Source organism: Desulfomicrobium macestii (genome assembly GCF_014873765.1).
Taxonomy (GTDB): Bacteria; Desulfobacterota; Desulfovibrionia; order Desulfovibrionales; family Desulfomicrobiaceae; genus Desulfomicrobium; species Desulfomicrobium macestii.
In genome coordinates, this window is sequence record NZ_JADBGG010000006.1 from 1 (window position 1) to 18,688 (window position 18,688).

The 18,688-nt window shown below is 59.5% G+C and carries 17 protein-coding genes; 9 read left to right on the forward strand and 8 right to left on the reverse strand.

Going from position 1 to position 18,688, the window contains the following annotated elements; translation table 11 throughout:
* Positions 1 to 6: 6 nt before the first annotated feature.
* Positions 7 to 909 carry a hypothetical protein gene (locus tag H4684_RS05280; RefSeq protein WP_192623072.1) on the reverse strand — a complete coding sequence of 301 codons (903 nt, stop codon included), beginning with the start codon at positions 907 to 909 and terminating at the stop codon, positions 7 to 9.
* A 347-nt stretch (positions 910 to 1,256) separates the two neighbouring features.
* On the opposite strand from H4684_RS05280, the gene H4684_RS05285 reads away from it, so the two are divergent.
* The gene (locus H4684_RS05285; protein WP_192623073.1) at positions 1,257 to 1,805 is read left to right on the forward strand and encodes a GNAT family N-acetyltransferase; all 549 of its coding nucleotides are present in this window, start codon (positions 1,257 to 1,259) and stop codon (positions 1,803 to 1,805) included.
* 101 nt (positions 1,806 to 1,906) lie between these two features.
* On the opposite strand, the gene H4684_RS05290 is transcribed toward H4684_RS05285, so the two are convergent.
* Complete coding sequence (locus tag H4684_RS05290; RefSeq protein WP_192623074.1) at positions 1,907 to 2,320, reverse strand: hypothetical protein; 414 nt, start codon at positions 2,318 to 2,320, stop codon at positions 1,907 to 1,909.
* Positions 2,321 to 2,437: 117 nt separating this feature from the next.
* On the opposite strand from H4684_RS05290, the gene H4684_RS05295 reads away from it, so the two are divergent.
* The 5 genes from H4684_RS05295 (at position 2,438) to H4684_RS05315 (ending at position 8,105) form a co-directional block, all read left to right on the forward strand.
* Positions 2,438 to 3,766: a helix-turn-helix transcriptional regulator gene (locus H4684_RS05295; RefSeq protein ID WP_192623075.1), complete on the forward strand. Its 1,329-nt coding sequence runs from the start codon at positions 2,438 to 2,440 to the stop codon at positions 3,764 to 3,766.
* A gap of 121 nt (positions 3,767 to 3,887) precedes the next feature.
* Entirely contained in the window at positions 3,888 to 4,457 is a 570-nt protein-coding gene (locus H4684_RS05300; protein ID WP_092192680.1) for a molecular chaperone TorD family protein, read from the forward strand.
* 29 nt (positions 4,458 to 4,486) lie between these two features.
* The gene (locus H4684_RS05305; protein ID WP_192623076.1) at positions 4,487 to 6,739 is read left to right on the forward strand and encodes a molybdopterin-dependent oxidoreductase; all 2,253 of its coding nucleotides are present in this window, start codon (positions 4,487 to 4,489) and stop codon (positions 6,737 to 6,739) included.
* Between the two features lie 12 nt (positions 6,740 to 6,751).
* On the forward strand, positions 6,752 to 7,309 hold the full coding sequence (locus H4684_RS05310; protein WP_192623077.1) for a 4Fe-4S dicluster domain-containing protein: 558 nt from the start codon (positions 6,752 to 6,754) through the stop codon (positions 7,307 to 7,309).
* Between the two features lie 4 nt (positions 7,310 to 7,313).
* Positions 7,314 to 8,105 carry a dimethyl sulfoxide reductase anchor subunit family protein gene (locus tag H4684_RS05315; RefSeq protein ID WP_192623078.1) on the forward strand — a complete coding sequence of 264 codons (792 nt, stop codon included), beginning with the start codon at positions 7,314 to 7,316 and terminating at the stop codon, positions 8,103 to 8,105.
* 138 nt (positions 8,106 to 8,243) lie between these two features.
* Here H4684_RS05315 and H4684_RS05320 read toward each other — a convergent pair whose 3' ends face one another.
* The 6 genes from H4684_RS05320 to H4684_RS05345 all read right to left on the reverse strand — a co-directional run bounded on the left by H4684_RS05320 (position 8,244) and on the right by H4684_RS05345 (position 11,812).
* Entirely contained in the window at positions 8,244 to 8,921 is a 678-nt protein-coding gene (locus H4684_RS05320; RefSeq protein ID WP_092192686.1) for an ABC transporter ATP-binding protein, read from the reverse strand.
* Positions 8,914 to 10,071, reverse strand: coding sequence for an ABC transporter permease (locus H4684_RS05325; protein ID WP_192623079.1), 1,158 nt, complete (start codon positions 10,069 to 10,071; stop codon positions 8,914 to 8,916). Before H4684_RS05325 ends, H4684_RS05320 begins: the two co-directional genes overlap by 8 nt.
* A complete protein-coding gene (locus H4684_RS05330) occupies positions 10,068 to 10,454 on the reverse strand; it encodes a hypothetical protein (RefSeq protein ID WP_092192690.1) in 387 nt (128 codons plus the stop codon). Before H4684_RS05330 ends, H4684_RS05325 begins: the two co-directional genes overlap by 4 nt.
* Positions 10,455 to 10,544: 90 nt before the next feature.
* Positions 10,545 to 10,892: a hypothetical protein gene (locus H4684_RS05335; protein ID WP_192623080.1), complete on the reverse strand. Its 348-nt coding sequence runs from the start codon at positions 10,890 to 10,892 to the stop codon at positions 10,545 to 10,547.
* Positions 10,893 to 10,908: 16 nt separating this feature from the next.
* Entirely contained in the window at positions 10,909 to 11,550 is a 642-nt protein-coding gene (locus tag H4684_RS05340; protein ID WP_192623081.1) for a tetratricopeptide repeat protein, read from the reverse strand.
* Positions 11,551 to 11,659: 109 nt separating this feature from the next.
* Complete coding sequence (locus H4684_RS05345; RefSeq protein ID WP_192623082.1) at positions 11,660 to 11,812, reverse strand: hypothetical protein; 153 nt, start codon at positions 11,810 to 11,812, stop codon at positions 11,660 to 11,662.
* 449 nt (positions 11,813 to 12,261) lie between these two features.
* Between H4684_RS05345 and H4684_RS05350 the strand changes: the two genes are divergently transcribed.
* The 3 genes from H4684_RS05350 (at position 12,262) to H4684_RS05360 (ending at position 18,662) form a co-directional block, all read left to right on the forward strand.
* Positions 12,262 to 16,179 carry a response regulator gene (locus H4684_RS05350; protein ID WP_192623083.1) on the forward strand — a complete coding sequence of 1,306 codons (3,918 nt, stop codon included), beginning with the start codon at positions 12,262 to 12,264 and terminating at the stop codon, positions 16,177 to 16,179.
* A 4-nt stretch (positions 16,180 to 16,183) separates the two neighbouring features.
* Complete coding sequence (locus H4684_RS05355; protein ID WP_092192697.1) at positions 16,184 to 17,254, forward strand: response regulator; 1,071 nt, start codon at positions 16,184 to 16,186, stop codon at positions 17,252 to 17,254.
* A gap of 154 nt (positions 17,255 to 17,408) precedes the next feature.
* On the forward strand, positions 17,409 to 18,662 hold the full coding sequence (locus H4684_RS05360) for a hypothetical protein (RefSeq protein ID WP_192623084.1): 1,254 nt from the start codon (positions 17,409 to 17,411) through the stop codon (positions 18,660 to 18,662).
* Positions 18,663 to 18,688 lie beyond the last annotated feature (26 nt).

Sequence of the window (18,688 nt, forward strand, 5' to 3'; positions counted from 1 at the left end):
ACGTAATCAGACGAGGTCGTCCGAGCGAAAATCTCTCACTTTTGCTGGATCTATTAGGGTGCCGATCGGTGGCTCCATTAGGGTGCTGATCAACACCAATACCGGCCCTGGCGCATTCTCAGAAACCAGGGGCATGACGGATTCGGGATTTAAGGCGTGCCCATATTTATCTTGAAAAAAATCGGAATGATACACGAGACTCGGCCGGGGAGAACTACGGAGTTTGTCTATCAGCTCAGTCAGGTCAAGCCCATGCCCCTCGTCCAGAAACACGAATGGCCTGCCGATTCGACCCGACAGGGCCATTTCTTCCAATATGGCACGATTTGACGCCCCCGTGGTACTTCTGTCCGTAACCACAAGAATGCGTTCGGCCTGCGGATACAGCTTCAGGCCTGTTTTCAGGGTTCTCTCGACATGCATGGTCTCGACGACTCCGGTGAACAATGGAGCCTGATCAAGCATACCTGGCTTAAGTCCGTTGACACCACAGAAAACCACCGGAATGTCCTTGAAAATACTCTGTCCATGTTCGAGAAGAAACAGAAGGGCATCATCATCCAACGAAAAAATGAGGTCGAATCGTTTGCCTGCGTATTTCATGGCATACACTTCCCTCAAAAGCGAAAGGTAGCCTGCATCTCGCAAACGCTTCGTATCCATGTATTCAATGAAGATTGCCGTATCTGCCGGCAAGGTCGTCTTAATACCCCGGATTTCCTCATCAGAAAGAGGCATGCCGGGATGATAGGAATTGAGGATCAGCACCCGTTTAGGTTGCTCGTCGATGTTTCCCTGGCGGGAGGCCATGGTGGCTGGTGAAAAAATAATAACCGCACAGGTGAGGACTACCAAGAAAAGAATTGATGTGATCAACGACTTGGTTAACAAATGAGGATGAACCTTCATTCCAATTATTCCAATTATTCCAATTATTTTATCACAATTCAGATTATAAACGTAATGTTAAAATAATACATGAACGTGTGGGGATGTCAAAGTAATCAATATTTATCTGACTCGTGTCATCGGAAAATTCTCTGGACCTGACGTCCGAAACCGTGGCTAACGAGGAGCAACTTCTCGAGCCAGCCAGAAAGAGAACATGCGACAGCCTATGTGATTATCAACCAGACGTGGCCAATAACCGTAGACCGATTTAAAATATCACTCATCGATATCAAGGCGAAGTTGAATATATGCATTCAGTGAATTGGTCAAAAATAATAGATAAACAACCATGAAGGCTAATCGAAATGAACACTGCATTAAAATTATCCATGCATGAATCAGACAGTATCGAAGAGATAATACAAATGTTTACAAAAACGTTTTCGGATTCGGAAGGTGAAGCGGAAGGCTTGTTGATCGGTAAATTGGTATCTGATCTGCTGATGACCACTGACAAAGCAAATATTCGGGTATTTATCGCAACAGAAGCAGAAAAGATAATCGGCTGCATCATCTTTACCCGATTGACCTTCGCAAACGGTGCCAACGCGTTCCTTTTGTCTCCAGTCGCGGTTCTGACCAGCTGTCACGGCAGGGGCATCGGGCAGGAGCTCATAAAATTCGGCCTCGACAGCCTCAGGCAGGAAGGGGTGGAACTGGCGTTTACTTACGGTGATCCCGGTTTCTACTCGAAGGTCGGCTTCAAGCCCGTGGCCGAGGAATTGATCAAGGCCCCGTTGAAGCTGACGCATCCGGATGGCTGGCTGGGTCAGTCCTTGATTGGTGAAGAAATTGAGCCGATTGCAGGCGAATCATTTTGCGTGAAAGCGCTCGACAAGGCCGTTTATTGGTAATGGGTGCAACGTTCCGGATTGCAGCGAAAGAAAGCGCAATGTGGCTCCATGCCCCACTGCCCCTGCCGTGCCCGCCAGAAGAGATCCGGGGCGGCCTGAAGTCACCTGGCGCCTTCGGCGGGCGCGATCTCAAGGACCCGCGTCGTCTCCAGAAGCAAGACGGCGTCCACTCCGCCGCAGCTGGATTTGCTGATCTGGTTGAGCCTGAACCTCAGTTCGTAGGTGCCCGGAGCCTTGAACAAGAGCCGCGTCCGGGGATATCCCGTCTGAATGTCCGGCCTTTCCCCTTCCGGGCGCTTCATGACGTCGACGTTGATCGAAGCGTACATCCCTTCAGGCACTTCGTAATCGCCCATTTCAAACGTGGCCACGAGCTCCGCGCCGACGACCCGGTCTCCGGCGATGGTCAGCCGGGCATCCGCCCTGCCCTTGTCCTGCGACGGTGTCTGGGCCGCGAGGGCGCCCCCGGTCAGGTGCAAGGCCGCCACAAGCAGCAAGATCTGAAAACCGCGCATGATCCCACCTCGAATTTTACGTGTTGTCCAAGCTGCCTTGCTGATAGCCCATAAAAGAAATATGACAAGCCCATGGGTAGGCAATGGGTAGATGACGCAAACAAAAAAAAGGATCGCATGAAGGCACAGGACTCCACCGGTTACCAGATCCTGCTTCGGCTGGCGGAAGCGCCCCATGACTATTTTTTGGAGCGCTGGTCCGTGCGCATGGAGGCTGCCGGATATCTGCAACACACCACGGCAAAACGCGTTGATTGCCTTGTCGCCCTGAAGGAATTCATGCAGCCGCTCCTTGGACATATCGAGCGCCATGATATTCCCGAGGAATTCTCCGCACTGCTGCGCTGCGACACGGGATGGGAACGTTTCCTGATCGAATCCTCCCGCCGTCACAGATCACGCGGCATCACCTTCGACATGTTTCTCGGCTGCTTCAAGACATTCGTGTACAGTCTGCTCGACGTCATCGAACGGATGGACGCCCCATACAGCCACAAAGTGGAGGCGCGCAGACTCGTCCGGCTCTACGGCGACGCGCTTGAAGTGCTCTATCTGCAGGACTGGATCAGGACTTTTCCCGAATTTTCAAACACAAGGCTCGACGAGATGAACAGGCTGCTGACCCTTGAGAAATGCCGCTTCGAGAATATTCTCAACGCCACGTCCGATCTCATGTTCGTGGTGGACGGCAATGGTCTGGTGGCCAACATCAATGCCGCGGTCAAGGCCGTGATGGAAGAGGCTTCGACGCTGAACCGTCCGATCTGGGACGTTCTTTCCCTCGAAGGCGCTTCCGTGGAAGAACTGCTGCGCTACTATCCGGTCGGCATCACCTGCGAACTGGCCCCGTTTGACGAGACCACCATTTACCGGATGCAGATAAACCCCATCAACTCCGTCAGCCTGGCCAGCGACCAGTACATCTTCGTCCTGACCAACATGACCGCGCAGGCCATGCAGCGCCAGACCCTGGAACGCATCGTGGACGAAAAGACCGAGGCGCTGCGCAAGGAAAAAGCGCAGCTCGAGGAAATGAACATCACGCTGCGTAATGTCCTCAAGAGCGTCGGCAAGGAACACGAGGACCACGCCAGCAACCTGGCCGCCAAGGTCAACACGCTCGTCCTGCCCGCACTGGATCGCATCGAATCGGAAAACGACGCCTCGATCCGCAAGGGCTACGTCACCGTCGTCAAGGACCAGCTGACGCGCCTCCTGCCCCGGGACCCCGGCGGCATGCCCCTGCTCCTCAAGCTCACGCAGACGGAGATGAAAGTCTGCCAGTTCATTCAATCCGGCCACTCCAACAAGGACATCGCCGACCTCATGAACCTCTCCGTCGAGACCATCCAGACCCACCGCAAGAACATCCGCCGCAAGCTCGACCTGCTCGGCAAGAGCGTCAGCCTGTACGCCCATCTCAACACCATGGGCCTGCACGACTGACTGGGTAGATAAAACTACCCAACATATACCCTGAATCCCGCCTGTTTATCGTGGCCGTGCGCACGTAATTGGTATAGGAAAGAAATAAAGAACCCTTTTCCCTTTACCGAGGTGCGCCAGCATGAACGACGCAAGTATCGCCTGCATCGAAAGCCTGCGCGATTTCTTTTCCGCATCGAACGCCATGGAATTGGAGGATGCGGCCGTGCGCATCGCCGGAAGCGTCGCTGCCGTCATTCCCCCCGACACGGACTGGACAGCGGTCGAGTATGAATTCAACCGCCTGTTCGTAGGCCCCGCCGCCGTTCCCGCCCCGTTGTATGCATCCGCGTATTGCGAATCCGACCGCGTCCTGATGGGCAAGGCGGCCCTGGAGGCCCGCCGACTGTATCACCAACTCGGTCTGGCCGTGCCCCGGGAGGGAGTCATCCCGGATGACCATCTGGCCTTTGAACTGGAGGCGATGATCGTCCTGAAAAGCGCTCTTGGCGCGGACGCCCCGCCATCCCAGGATGCCAAAGCCCTGCATGCCTGGTTCGTGCACGAGCATCTGGCCCGGTGGCTTGGGCCCTTCATCCTGGCGACCAGGACCCATGCGTCCCCGGGCGGGGTCGTCGCACTGGCCGCGGACGCCCTGGCCGCGTGGTTCGACAAGGAACTCAACACAACTGCGACGCCGCTTCCGGAATGACCGGGCAGGCGACGCGCGAGGAGGATTGCATGTCCCAAAAAACGAGAGCTCTCAGCAGGCGTCAATTCCTTAAAGGGATCTCCGTGGCCGGAGCGGCCTCGCTGCTCCCCTTGAGGCTGCTGATGCCGTATTCGGCCGAGGCCGCGACAGCGTTCAGGGAACAGGATTTCCAGATCTTCAGGAACGCCTGCCCCAGAAACTGCTACGATACCTGTTCCATCAAGACGTTCGTCAAGGACGGGGTGGTCCAGTTCATCGAGGGCGCGCAGGAGTCCACATTCACCCAGGGCGGCCTGTGCGTGAAAGGCTATGCCTATCCGAGGCGCGTCTACAGCCCGGACCGGATCAAATACCCCATGGTGCAGGACGGCCGTCGCACGGGCAACTGGCGCCGCGTTTCGTGGGACGAAGCCATGGACCGCATCGCAGGCAAGATCCTCGAAATAAAGGAAAAGGACGGCTCCCTGCTGGGGCTTGGCCTGACCAAATATTCCGGAAACTTCGGCATCACCAACTACGGCGTCGAGGGCATGATGTCTTCGCTCGGCTATACGACCCGCTTTGTGGGCACACCCTGCTGGCCGGCCGGTATCGACGCCCAGAACTACGACCTTGGCGACATGTGGTGCAACGACCCCGAGGACATGGTCAAATCCAGATACGTAATCATCTGGGGAGCCAATCCCGCGTGGTGCTCGGTGCACTCCATGAAATACGTCAATGAGGCCAAGCGGCGCGGGGCCAAGGTCGTGGTCATCGACCCCGTCTTCACCCAGACCGCCGCCAAGGGCGATGTCTACTGGCAGCCCGAAGCGTCCAGCGACGGCGCACTGGCGCTGGGCATGGCCCGTCACGTCCTCGACCTGGGCCTGGTGGACAGCGATTTCGTGAACAACCACGCCAAGGGCTTCGCCGAATTCGCCGCCTACCTGCGCGAAAACGTCACCGTGGAATGGGCCGCGGGCGTGAGCGGCATCCCCGCCGACCAGATCAGGGAAGTGGCAGAGGAGTTTGCCAGCGCCGATCCGGCCACGATCTGGATCGGCTACGGGATGCAGCGGCACACCAACGGCGGCGCTTCGGTCCGGGCCATCGACGCCCTCGTCGCCATGACCGGCAATGTCGGCAAGGAAGGCGGTGGGGCGCGCTACGGCCACCTGCGAACCTGGGGCTTCAACTACCACGCGCTGCTCCAGAAACAGCCCGAAGGCGCCAAGGGTTTTATCGGAGCGACGGGCCCCAAGGGCGAATTCGACTTCACCAAGGGCGAAGCCGCAAGCTTCACGGACCGCACCGTGAACATCAACAAGACCGCGCAGGCCATCCTGGACACCAAGGACCCCGCCCTGAAAATGCTCTGGGTGTCGTGCAAGAATCCCTTCGCCCAGGACTTCGACCGTCCCAAACTTGAAAAAGCCTTCGACACGCTGGAAATGGTCGTCTCGGTGGAACAGTTCTTCACCGAAACGGTGAACAATTCGGACATCGTGCTGCCGGTGACCACGCTCTTCGAGGAGTGGACCGTCAACGCCTCCTACTGGCACTACTGGGTGGGCATCAACGAGCAGGCCATAAAACCCATGTACGAGACCAAATCGAATATCGAGATTGCCGCCCTGCTCTCCAAAAAGATGAACCAGCTCGCACCCGGCTCCTGCACATTCCCGCAGGACATCGACACCCGGGAATGGCTGGAGAAGGAGTTCAACCAGGGCATCTACGACTACCTGGGCATCAAACACTGGACCGACCTGAAGAACGGCCCCGTCAAGGCAAGGCTCGCGTCCTCGGCCTCCTGGAGCGACAAGAAATTCGGCACGCCTTCCGGCCAGTACGAGTTTCACTCGGAGCTTTGCCAACAGAACGGCCACGATGCCCTGCCAAGATACAAGGAAGGTCGCAAACCGTACGACGAGTTCAGGCTGCTGACGCCGCACACGAAATTCGGTCTGCATTCGCAATTCATCAATCTCGACTGGATGCACGAATTCAACAAGGAACCTTTCCTCTATATGCATCCCGATGACGCGCAAGAAAAGAAGATCGCGGATCTCGACATGGTGCGTGTCTTCAACAAGGTCGGAGAACTCAAAATCAAGGTCAAGCTGACAAGCAACGTCGCCAAGAAATCCCTGGTCATCTATGAAGCGTGGTTTGGACAGGGAAATGACTTCAACGTCCAGAATCTGGTGGATGATGAATCAGCGGACATGGGTGCATACAAGACCGGAGCACCGGGTGTCGCCATTCATGGGCAGTTCGCCAATGTGGAACGGGTCTAAGGAGTGAATGCAATGAAGAAACAATATGCCTTTTTGGTCGATTCGGAGAAATGCATCGGATGCTTCACCTGCGCCATGGCCTGCCGCAACTATTACCATCAGGAGAAGGGCGTTGTGTGGCGGCATGTCTATCCGCTCAATGAAGAAATATATCCGCATCGGGAACGGGCCTTCTTCTCGCTGGCCTGCAACCATTGTGAAAACCCGGCCTGCCTGAACGTATGCCTGGTGGAAGCCTACACCAAGCGCGAGGACGGGGTCGTTGTACACCATCAGGAAAAATGCATCGGCTGCGGAAACTGCATCCGCTCATGCCCTTACGGCGCTCCGGTGTACAATCCCGTGGAGAAACGCGCGGAGAAATGCAGCTTCTGCCACGAACGGCTTGACGCGGGGCTCTTGCCCGCCTGCGTGCAAAGCTGCCCGACAGGCGCACTGAAGCTCATCGATCTGGCCACGATGGAACCCGGAAACCATGTCCAGTTCCCTCCCGGATTTCCGAAAAACGACAAGGTGAACTCCTCCACCCGGTTCATCATGCCCAAAGTTCCAACAATGGTAAGGAGGTAGGCAGATGCAATCCATGGAATTACCACTGGTCCTCTTTACGGTCCTCTCGCAGGCCGCCATCGGCCTCGTTCTCATGAACGCCGTACGTCTTCACGCGGGCCCCGGCGGAGGCAACGCCCGCAAGGAATGGACGCTGGTCGCGGCCTTGATGGGGGTGGGCATCGCGGCCTCCCTCTTTCACCTCGGCCATCCGCTTGAATCCTACCGCGCGCTTGCGCATCTTGAAAAAGCGTGGCTCAGCCGCGAAGTGCTCGCGGCGGGGATTTTCTTCGCGCTGGCGGCCTTCGCAGCGTTCACGGGGCGGGAAAAAGGGTCACCCGTACTGGTCTGGGCCTCGGTGCTGACCGGACTTCTGGCGCTCCTGGCCTCGGGCATGACCTATGCCCCGCCCGCGCTGCCGGCGGTGAACAACGCCCTGCCCACGGTCTTCTTCCTGATCTCCGCCGTGGTCCTTGGCGCCGGGTTCGCAAGCTGGTTCGCCGCCGACGGCAACCAGCCGTTGCTGGCCCGCATCTTTGTGACGGCCCTTGTGGTCGGTCTGGTCGTGCGCCTGACCGTCCCCTGCGCCTGGCTCTCCGGCTCGGAGATCATGCGCCAGACGGGCATGGCCTGGCTCGGCGCTCCGCTTTACTGGATCCATATCGCGCTCATGGCGGCGTGCCTCGGCGTACTCTGGAAAAACCGCGCAATCCCGGTCTGGCTCCCCATACTGGCCCTGGCCGGAGAACTGGCGGGTCGTGCAGTGTTCTTTTCCGAGACAATCCACACGGCCGTCAATATCGGCGCTCCGTACTGAAAAAAACCCGGGAGCCGAACCACATGGTTCAGCTCCCGGGGTCCCTTCGCAGGCCATTTTTGAACGGCCTGCGAATTTTGAATTTTTCAACGGTCAGCCAGGAACGGGGCGACCTGCGTCCCCGATGGTCATCCTGGCTCAGCCGTGACAGATGACGCCGTCGCGCACCCGCACCAGGGTGTCGGCCCGAGCGGCGATGTCGGCGCTGTGCGTGACCAAAATGATGGTCTTGCCCTTTTGGACGAGATCTTCAAGCACGCCAAGCACCTCCGCCTCCGCCGCCGAATCCAGGTTCCCCGTGGGCTCGTCCATGAGCAGCACCGGCGGATCGTTGGCCAGGGCCCGAGCAATGGCCACGCGCTGCTGCTGCCCCCCGGAGAGCTGCCCCGGCTTGGCATTTGTCTTGTCCGAGAGCCCGACCAGCGCCAGCAGTTCCTCGGCCCGCTCTTTTTGCCGGGCCTCGGACGCGGCGGCCAGCATCAGGGCCGTTTCCACGTTTTCCCGGGCCGTGAGGCTCTGCAGCAGGTTGAAGAACTGGAACACGAACCCGATCTTGCACGAACGCAACGCGGCCAGTTCGCTGTCCCCAAGCGTGAACATGTCCTGCCCGTCGAGATCGACCCGCCCGCTGCTGGGACGGTCCAGCCCCCCGAGCAGATGCATGAGCGTCGATTTGCCGTGCCCCGAGGGGCCGACGATGCAGGTCAGGCCGCCACGCGCGATTTCAAGATCCACGCCGCGCAGGGCCTGGGTCAGGCTTGCGCCCTGGCCATAGGTCTTGGTCAGACCCTGGGCCTTAATGATTGAATCATTCATAGCTGATGGCCTCCACCGGTGAAAGTCTGGACGCGCGCCAGGCGGGATAGAGCCCGGAGAGCATGGCGATGAGCGTCGAAAAAAGCACGGCCCCGGCCAGCATGAGCGGATCGACTCCGCCCTGCGCGCCCTTGACGAAAGACGATGCCGCGTTCTGGCTGATGAGCGGAGTCGCGAGCATGGACGCCACAAGACCCAGCGCGGCCCCGCCGATGCCGCCCAGCAGTCCGTAGATCCCGGATTCGAGCAGGAAGAGGCGAAAGATCGTCCCTCTGGTCGCGCCCATGGCCTGCAGAATGCCGATCTCGCGCTTGCGCTCGTAGGTCGCGGTCATCATGGTGTTGACGATGCCAAAAGCCGCCGCCAGCACGGCCACCGCCGCGATGAGCTGCAGGGTCACGCTGACCGTGCCCACGATGGACAGGACCGAGGCCAACATCTGCTTGTCCGAGACCACGCCCAGGCTCACCACTTCCTTGATCTTGAGAGCATAGGCATCGACCTCTTCCAGGCGGTCCACCCGCACCGCCACGTACGAGACGCGGTCCTGCTGATCGTACAGCGTCTGCGCCACCGGCAGGGACAGGAACACGGTCAGGTCGTCCTTGCCGCCCGTCTCTTCGAGCACCCCGAGCACCGGCAGCTGCGTCCCGCGGATCGTCACTTCCCCGCCCGGCCCAAGGCCGAACTGCCCGGCCACCACCGCGCCGAGCAGCGCGCCATGTTCGCCTGGGGCGTTGAAATAGCGCCCATCCGAGACACGCCACCCCTTGAACGGCAGTGACTCCTCGGTCGGAACGCCCAGCACGGAGACCGGGCGGTTCTGGATGGCCGAACGCTCAGCCAGGAAGGGAATAGCAGTCATGCCGGGGATTGCGCGGATGGCCCCGACCTCTTCGGCGGTGATGGTGGTCGGCAACTGTTCACCGGTCAGGATCGAGACCTGCTCGAAGGCGCAGCTGCCTTTGGGAGTGACAACCAGATTCGCGCCCAGGGCGGCGGACTCCTTGCTGATCTGCGCCGTGAGGCTTCCGCCAAGCGCCACGAAGGTTACAAAAGAGGCCATGCCGATGACGATGCCCAGCAAGGTGAAGACGAACCGCCCCCTGCGACGGACGATGTTCTTGAAAACAAGTTTGGCCGGGGTCATTTAAGGGCCCCCAGATTGTGCTGCCGCAGGGTTTGTATCGTCTCCGCCTTGAACAGATAGCCCGACGCGTCCTTGACCATAACTCCTGTGACCCTGACTTCATCGCCAATGGCGGGCCGCGTGTCGCCAAGCCTGACCGGAAGAAGCGCCTTGGTGCAGCCCGGGCTTGCACACTTCAATTCGCCCAAGTCCATGATGCCCATGACGTTCGGATCCGAGCTGGAATAAGCATAGGCGATCCCGATGACATCCATGGATCCGCTGAAGGCGCCGGGATCAGACACCACCTGCCCCACACCCAGAGGCGGACTGATTTTTTCACAGCCCGTGACAAACAGGGCCATGCCGACCAGAAAGATTCCGCAAAACATGACAATGCGCATGAATTCACTCCTGAAAAGAAAATGGAATACGATCGCCGAATTGCGACGCTGCGCGCACCGGCGGCTTCAAAAAAGAGAATCGGGAAAGGATCAGGTGAATTCAGGAGGAAATTCGGCGGCGCGCAAAAGCGGGTCCGGCGCAGCCAGGACGAGCTGCCACTCGAAACGGCTCGCGGTGCGGCTGACGGTCACGGGGAAACCCTGTTCGGGCAGAAACGAAAGAAAGCCGGAAATCATCCCGCAGACCGAATCGGCGCACTCGGCCGTCGCGGTGGCAGGCTCCGGAGAGCAGTCCTCGCTGCAGCAGGCCTTTTCCAGGCCGTGCAGGAAAACCACAGTGGATATGGAGACGGACATGAGGGTGAACGCAAGCAGCGGCACCAGGACGACTCCGAAGAGACGACCTTGCAACATGCTTATGTGTCCGCGTTGGCTCATGGATTCACGTCGCAGGTCAGTCGGCGGGGTTGGTCTTGGGGCCGAGCAGCTTCTGTCCACCGCCCACGTCCTGCGTCGTACCGGTCATCTCGCGCAGGATGTCCGCGATGGGCGTGCCGTTGGCGTTCACAGCCCGCGGATTGACGCGCACCAGATCCTGCCAGGCCGCGATGGCACCATCCTTGTCGCCGAGGTCGTAGAGCAGCACGATGCCGGTGTTCATGCGCGCCGTCTCATGTCCGGGGTCTACGGCGATGGCCTTGGCGAAGGCGTCCAGGGCCTTCTGGAATTCGCCCAAAGAGCGATGCATGACGCCCATGTCGGTCAGCACGTTGGGATTGCCCGGGCTGATCTCAAGGGCACGGCTGTAAGCCTCGATGGACTTGGCGGGCTGGCCCGTGTCGAAGTAGAGGTTGCCGAGGGTGATCCAGGCGTTCACGTCCTGCGGGTTCAGGGCCACGCGGTCGGAATAGATCTTGATCTGGCCAAGCATGTCATTGCCCTGGGTCTGGGCAGGAGCTTCACCCTGCCCCTTGGTGGAATGAAAAGCCGTGCTGAAGGCGACTCCGATGAGCGCCCCGGCCATCAGGATCACGATCCCGTAAACCAGGGTATTGTTCTTTTTGCCTGGCTGCTGTTTTGTCGATGATTTTGCCATGCATTCTCCTTGTCTGAAATTTTGACCCGGGTTCGGGCGGATACGGACCGGACCTCCCGGAACGCATCCGTGCCCCAAGCAAGCATCGGACCACACGCAGGCACCGACACTACCGCAGTTCAGCAGGAATAAATTCAAGAAAAACAAAATCCTGCACATTGATTGCACGGCGAAACACCCAAAACTGCACATCGAACAGGACCTCGGGAGCAATGGCAAAGCGTCCATTCCAGGCGGCAATCGGCTCGACAGACAGTAACAATCCATACGGCCGTCAATATCGGCGCTCCCTACTGAAAACCCGAAAGGGGCTTGACCACCCGGCCCAGCCCCTTCCGGGCGCATCCATTTTGACCTGCCCTGCCCGCGATTCCCAGCCCTTTCCCCGCAGCCCCGAGCCAGCGCCCCGCCCGTCGTTCCCCCGTTTGGGCCATTTGGCGAATTGCTCCATCCTTTCATTGAGCTGCATCGAGAATGATCATCCAGGCTCACGCCCAAAAAATCCGCAAAGCAAGAGAGATGATTCTGAAACAAATGACGATTTTCTTGAACAATCGTCTGATAGCATCTATAAATTGTTTCAATATGTCAGGTCAGACGCCGATCGGCCACTGTCATCGCGTTCGCTTATGCCACGATGCGCCAAAGCACCTGATGCGAAGTTCCATTGCACCCGCATAAAATACGCCACCCATGGCGCGGTGACCACAAATGCAGAACAACAACCCAAAGCGCCCCCGTTCCGGCAGATTTTTCGATGACATGAGGCTGGCCGAAAATTTCGGGTCCATCCGCTTCCGGCTCGTGGTGCTCGTCGGCATCGGTCTTTTTGTCATGATTGTCGGCGCCATGGCGCTCACTTCCATGTCCATGATCAAAAAGCGGGTCGTTCACGACATCGAGCGGACCCTGCGCTCCAGCCTGCGCATCGCCGGCAATTCCTTTGAACTCTGGGTGAACCAGCGCACGGCCCAGACCGGACAGCTCGGGCACGCCCCGGAACTTGGAAACATCACGCAAACGCTCGCGCGAATCGAGCCCAGGGGCGATCTGCTTCTGGCGTCCTTGGCCCAGCAGCAGGCGAGAAACTTTTTTTCCTCCGCGCACACGTTTCCCTACAGCGGCTTCGCCATCGTCAGCCTCGACTCAGTGACCCTCGCGTCGAGCGACACGACCGAGGTGGGCACAAAGCCAGCCTTTCTGACCAATGACCCGGACGCCATGAAGAAGATCCTTGAAGGCCAATCCCTGGTCATCTTTCCAAGGCTTCCCGAAGACGGCGCGATCGAGTCCGAAGCTCTGGAGATTCTCTTTGCCGGACCGGTCATCAGACTGGACGGCAGGGTGCTCGCGGCCCTCTTTCTTCGCCTGACGGCCAAAGACGGCCTGATGGAACCTATGCTCGACACGGCCGATGATTCTTCCCTGGAGGCATTCGCCTTCAACGACCAAGGGCTGCTCATGACCGGCAGCCGCTTCGACAGTCGGCTGCGCGGCAGCGGCCTGCCCGGGGAAGACCGGCAAAGCGCCCTGACAACCGTGCTTCGTGATCCGGACCAGGATCAGCCCGCCCCGGATTCGGCAAGTTCCATCAATTCAGGGCCCCTGACAAAACCAGCGGCCGGAGCCATCCGTCTTGGGCAGGCGCTTACCGGGACACCTGGCGGAAACACGGAACCCGTCATCGAATCCGACGTCACCGGCTACAGGAGTTACCGGGGCGCGAAGGTCTTCGGGGCCTGGCTCTGGAATCACAGGCTGAATCTGGGCATGGCCGCCGAAATCGACATGGCCGAGGCCCTGCACGACTTTCATTACATCAGGGCCTCGGCCTTCGGCATACTTGGCATCACCCTCTTTCTCGCCGTCGGTTCGACCCTGCTGGTCCTGGGCATTGGCCAACGCACCAGCAGGGCCTGGGCAAAGGTCAGGGACGGCCTCGAGGACATCGTCGAGGAACGCACGGCCGAACTGAAGGCCGGGGAGGAGCAGTTGCGGGCCATCATCGACAATCTCCCGAGCGTGGTCATCCTGAAAGACAGGGACGGCCGCCACCTCATGATCAACGCCTTCTTCGAGCAGGCCACCGGGTTTTCCGCCGAGACGGTCCTTGGGCGCAGGGACGACGAATTCATGCAGCGCGAAGTCGCCGAGAGAATCATGGCCGAGGACCGGGCAGTCCTCGAATCCTGCAGACCCCACAAGTTCGAGGAACAGGTCCCGCATCCCGACGGCACCCTGCACGCCTATCTGACCACCAAGGTGCCGCTGCGCGACGAACAGGGGGCCCCGTTCGCCCTCATCATCCTGGCCACGGACATCACCACGCGCAAAAAGCTTGAAAGGGAGGCCCTTGAGGCCAAGGAGCAAGCCGAGGAGGCCACCAGAGCCAAATCGGACTTTCTGGCCAACATGAGCCATGAAATCCGCACTCCCATGAACGCCATCCTCGGCATGAGCCATCTGACGCTGCAGACCGACCTGACTCCCAAGCAGCGGGACTACCTGTCCAAGATCGACGGCGCGTCCAAGGCCCTGCTACGCATCATCAACGACATCCTCGACTTCTCCAAGATCGAGGCCGGAAAACTCGACATCGAGAACATTGAATTCAATCTGGACGATGTCGTCGACAACCTGGCCGCGATGCTGGTCGTCAAGGTCGAGGAAAAGGGCCTTGAGCTGCTCTTTCGCATTGACCCCACGATCCCGCGCAGCCTCGTGGGCGACCCTCTGCGCCTGGGCCAGATTCTGCTCAACCTCACCGGCAATGCCGTCAAATTCACCGAGCAGGGCGAAATCGTCGTGGCCGCGAAGCTCCTCGAAAAGAGCGCCGACAACGCGCTCATCCGCTTCAGCGTGCAGGACTCCGGCATTGGCTTATCAAGCCAGGAGCAGAAAAAGCTCTTCCAGTCCTTCACCCAGGCCGACACCTCCACGACCCGCAAATTCGGCGGCACCGGCTTGGGGTTGGCCATCAGCAAACGCCTGGCCAGTCTCATGGGCGGGGACATCGGCGTGGACAGCGCGCCTGGCCGTGGAAGCACCTTCTGGTTCACCATCCGGACCGGCCTGCACGACAAGGAAAAAACGCCCCTGCGAATGCCGGTCGATGATCTCAAGGGCATGCGCGTGCTTGTCGTGGATGACAACAGGACGTCCCTTGAGATTCTCTCCGAGGCTTTGGAGAGCATGGGGTGCATCCCCGAAACCGCCCTGTCCGGGGAAGAGGCCCTTGAAAAGATCGTGGCCGCGCCACCGCAAAAGCCTTACGAACTGGTGCTCATGGACTGGAAAATGCCGGGCTGGGACGGCGTTGAGGCGGTCAGGCGCATCAGAAACGAACGACATCTGCCAAAGATGCCCGCCATCATCATGGTCACGGCCTACGGCCGGGAGGAGATCATGCGCCAGGCCGAGACGGTCGGCATGGAAGCGTTTCTCATCAAGCCCGTGAGCCGAAGCATGCTCAAGGACGCAATCATGAAGGTCCTCGGGCACGATGTGCGCCCGGACATCGACGAAAACCCGGCAACCGGCCGTGGCGGAAGCCGCGAAAAAATTCGGGGAGCGCGCATCCTGTTGGCCGAGGACAATGTCATCAACCAGCAGGTCGCCCGCGAAATCCTGGAAAGCGAAGGTCTGGAGGTCGTCGTTGCCGGAGACGGGCGTGAGGCCGTGCGGCTCGCCACGGAGCAGCGCTTCGACCTGATCCTCATGGACATTCAGATGCCCGTAATGGACGGCTTCGAAGCCACGGCGCGACTGCGGGCCATGCCTGAATTCAAGGACATGCCCATTCTGGCCATGACGGCCCACGCCATGGCCAAGGACAGACGCAAAAGCCTGGACATGGGCATGAACGACCACATCACCAAACCCTTCGACCCCAAGGAGCTCTTCTCGGCCCTGACGCGCTGGATCGATCCCGCGCGCATCGATCCCGTGCGCATCGATGCCGCAGGGCACGACGAGGCCGGCCCCAAAGATGCCGCGCTCACGGCGCCGCAGGATGACGCCGTCCTGCCCAGGACGCTGGAAGGCATCGACATCCCAAGCGGACTGGCCCGGGTGAACGGAAACAAAAAACTCTACCGCACCCTGCTGATCAAGCTGCATGACGAATACCGTGACGCCCATGGCAGGATTTGCGAGCTGCTGGACAAGGGGGACATGCATGAAGCCATGCTCCTGGCCCATACCGTCAAAGGCGTCGCCGGAAATCTGGGAGCGGCCCGGATGCAGGCCACGGCGGCCGCGTTGGAGGAGCCCCTCAAAGCCGGTAGCCTCCCGGATACCTCCCGCCTCGACAATTTCAGGACCAGCCTGGAATCCGTCATGCGCGGCCTTGAGCCCCTGGCAGGGCAAACAAGCGCTTCTCCACCGGATCCCGCCGGAGGGGACATCTCGGAAGTCACGGTGCGCCTGGACGTCCTGGAGCGGCTTCTGCCCCAGCTCAAGGCGCGCAAACCAAGACTTTGCGCGCCCATTCTGGAGGAGATGGCGACCCTGAACTGGCCCGGAGAGGCAGTCCGGGACGTGATGGAACTGGAAACGCTGGTCAAGAAATACAATTTCAGCGACGCCCTTACGGTTGCGGAAAACCTCTTACGCATCACAGGAGCATGAAACCATGACCAGCCGCGTTGAAAAACCCGTCATCCTGATCGTGGACGACACGGAGTCCAACATCGACCTTCTGGTGGGCGTGCTCGGAGACGAATATGAACTCAGCGTGGCCATGAGCGGCCTGGAAGCGCTCGAAGCTGTGCGCGATGCCCGGCCCGACCTGATCCTGCTGGACATCATGATGCCTGGCATGGACGGCTACGAGGTCTGCCGCAAACTCAAGTCGGAGCAATCCTGGGCAAGGATTCCGGTCATTTTCATCACCGCCATGACCGAAGTCGAGGACGAGGCCAGGGGCTTTGATGTCGGCGCCATCGACTACATCGCCAAACCCTTCTCGCCGCCCATAGTCCAGGCCCGGGTAAAAACGCACCTGGCCCTGGCCGACCAGCAGCGGACCTGCGAAAAAACCGTGGAAACACAGGTGGCCGCGATCCGCCAGGGACAAAAGGACGCGATCTACATGATGGGACAGGCCGGCCATTACAACGACGACAACACCGGCGTGCACATCTGGCGCATGGCCGCCTACGCCCGCGCTCTGGCCAAGGCGGCCGGGTGGACCGTGGAAGAGCAGGAGCAGATGCTCCTGGCCGCGCCAATGCATGACTCGGGGAAAATCGGCACTCCCGACGCCATCCTGAAAAAGCCCGGCAAGCTCACGGATGAGGAATGGGTCATCATGCGGGAACACACGACCGTCGGGCACAAGATTCTCTCGGTCAGCGATGCGCCTGTCTTCCGGATGGCCGCGGAAATCGCCCTCTCCCATCACGAACGCTGGCTGGGTGGCGGCTATCCGCAAAACATCAAGGGGGAGGACATCCCCGAATCGGCCCGCATCTCGGCCATCGCCGACGTCTTCGATGCCCTGACCATGGAGCGTCCCTACAAGGAAGCCTGGAGCGTGGACAAGGCCATGGAATACATCCGGGACAACGCGGGGCATTTCGAGCCGCGCCTGACGAATCTGTTCATTTCCATCAGGGATGAAATCGAGCGCATCAGGGACTATTGGAACCAGCACGAAAAGGAGGACCTCTTTACCGCCTCCCTGGACGAACTCGGCAGCTAGAGGGGTTCGGCGAACCGGCCGAAAATCCTCCTCCGGGACGTTCGCACGCCCTGAAACAGCCCCAGTTCGACAGGCACTCCGCATTCGGATAAAAAACGAAAGCGGCCCGGGCCCCTTGCTGATGCCATCGGCGCCCGGGACACCTGGAGGCTCAATGTACCTGACCGCCATGACCCATCGCGACGAGCTTTTCGAGCTGACCCTGCGCTGGATGAACGACGATTTCCATCCTGACGACGGAGAAACGCTGACTCGCATATTCGTGTATGAAAGCGCCATTTCCGCCGTGATCAGCGAACGCATCCTGCGCCTGCTGGGAGGATTTTGGGGTTCCAAACTGCACGCACGGCGAGTCCGGTTCAAGCAGGAACTGCGCGAACGTATTATCGCACATCTCGGCGCACTCACTCCGCGAATGGCTGAACTGGCGTACAGCTATCGCCAGAACCCCAAATATTTCTTCCCCTACCTGCCCATCGATGCCCTGGTTATCACCGACCTGGACTCTCACCTGCTGGCGCTGGGCCGCATCAAACGCATGGCCCGTGTGGCGGAAAAGGTTTCGTTCAGGCTGGTGGAAGCCCTGTACAGGGAAATCCGAAGCAAGGCCCGTCACTTAGCCGAACTGCGTGCCGCGCAGGCGGGTGTGCCGCTTAACGAACTTTTGAGTTCGAAAGAGGCTATGCAGAACGATTTTGTACAGGCTGAGGAAGCCGTGGCTTGCAGTTTCATGGACAAAACCATCCATATCGGCGCCGAATCCCTGACCATAAACGACATCGTCGGTTTCAAGATTATAGCGCCTCAGGAAACCCTTGACCGCCTTCCGGACATGCTGGGGAACGAAGCAGGGGTGCATATCGCAGAAATTGAAAAGCACACCGGCAACTACAACGCCGTAAATCTGCTGCTGGATGTTGCCCTTCCTCCCGCGAACGTGCTGACCGCCAGGCTTGCCGAAATGGATTGGGACGTGGCCCGCAGGCGGGGCCTGGACCGAGACGAGATACGGCGCAATATAGCCGGTTACGTGGAACAAGGCGCGGATTCGGTACGCATCGAGCTCATTCTGACTACACCGGAAGAACTCATGGAGGCGGAGTTCGGCCGATCCATCCATGAACTGCGCGTACTGCGACTGCGGCAGAGGCAAAAATACCGGGGCCCCCTGGGGCAGAACGCGAGCTATCTGATCGAATACATGCTGGCCCTCGCGTCTTCGCCCACGGTCCACATTCCGGAGCTCCCCATCAAGATGTACGGCCGCTATCTGCCGGAAGAGATCTCCGCACTGAAACGCGGCCTGTACGGCAGTCCCATCGATGACGGTCTGCTCGGAGCGTTCTATCTGCACGAGGGCCAGGCCGAACAGATTCTTCCGGTGGACAGGCTGGCCGAAGAGAGCTGAATTGTCCCCCGCCCAGGCAGCTGCGC

Excerpts from the sequence above, each read along its gene's own strand:
- H4684_RS05280 (WP_192623072.1), bottom strand. The coding sequence starts at position 909 with ATGAAGGTTCATCCTCATTTGTTAACCAAGTCGTTGATCACATCAATT.
- H4684_RS05285 (WP_192623073.1), top strand. The coding sequence starts at position 1,257 with ATGAACACTGCATTAAAATTATCCATGCATGAATCAGACAGTATCGAA.
- H4684_RS05290 (WP_192623074.1), bottom strand. The coding sequence starts at position 2,320 with ATGCGCGGTTTTCAGATCTTGCTGCTTGTGGCGGCCTTGCACCTGACC.
- H4684_RS05295 (WP_192623075.1), top strand. The coding sequence starts at position 2,438 with ATGAAGGCACAGGACTCCACCGGTTACCAGATCCTGCTTCGGCTGGCG.
- H4684_RS05300 (WP_092192680.1), top strand. The coding sequence starts at position 3,888 with ATGAACGACGCAAGTATCGCCTGCATCGAAAGCCTGCGCGATTTCTTT.
- H4684_RS05305 (WP_192623076.1), top strand. The coding sequence starts at position 4,487 with ATGTCCCAAAAAACGAGAGCTCTCAGCAGGCGTCAATTCCTTAAAGGG.
- H4684_RS05310 (WP_192623077.1), top strand. The coding sequence starts at position 6,752 with ATGAAGAAACAATATGCCTTTTTGGTCGATTCGGAGAAATGCATCGGA.
- H4684_RS05315 (WP_192623078.1), top strand. The coding sequence starts at position 7,314 with ATGCAATCCATGGAATTACCACTGGTCCTCTTTACGGTCCTCTCGCAG.
- H4684_RS05320 (WP_092192686.1), bottom strand. The coding sequence starts at position 8,921 with ATGAATGATTCAATCATTAAGGCCCAGGGTCTGACCAAGACCTATGGC.
- H4684_RS05325 (WP_192623079.1), bottom strand. The coding sequence starts at position 10,071 with ATGACCCCGGCCAAACTTGTTTTCAAGAACATCGTCCGTCGCAGGGGG.
- H4684_RS05330 (WP_092192690.1), bottom strand. The coding sequence starts at position 10,454 with ATGCGCATTGTCATGTTTTGCGGAATCTTTCTGGTCGGCATGGCCCTG.
- H4684_RS05335 (WP_192623080.1), bottom strand. The coding sequence starts at position 10,892 with ATGAGCCAACGCGGACACATAAGCATGTTGCAAGGTCGTCTCTTCGGA.
- H4684_RS05340 (WP_192623081.1), bottom strand. The coding sequence starts at position 11,550 with ATGGCAAAATCATCGACAAAACAGCAGCCAGGCAAAAAGAACAATACC.
- H4684_RS05350 (WP_192623083.1), top strand. The coding sequence starts at position 12,262 with ATGCAGAACAACAACCCAAAGCGCCCCCGTTCCGGCAGATTTTTCGAT.
- H4684_RS05355 (WP_092192697.1), top strand. The coding sequence starts at position 16,184 with ATGACCAGCCGCGTTGAAAAACCCGTCATCCTGATCGTGGACGACACG.
- H4684_RS05360 (WP_192623084.1), top strand. The coding sequence starts at position 17,409 with ATGTACCTGACCGCCATGACCCATCGCGACGAGCTTTTCGAGCTGACC.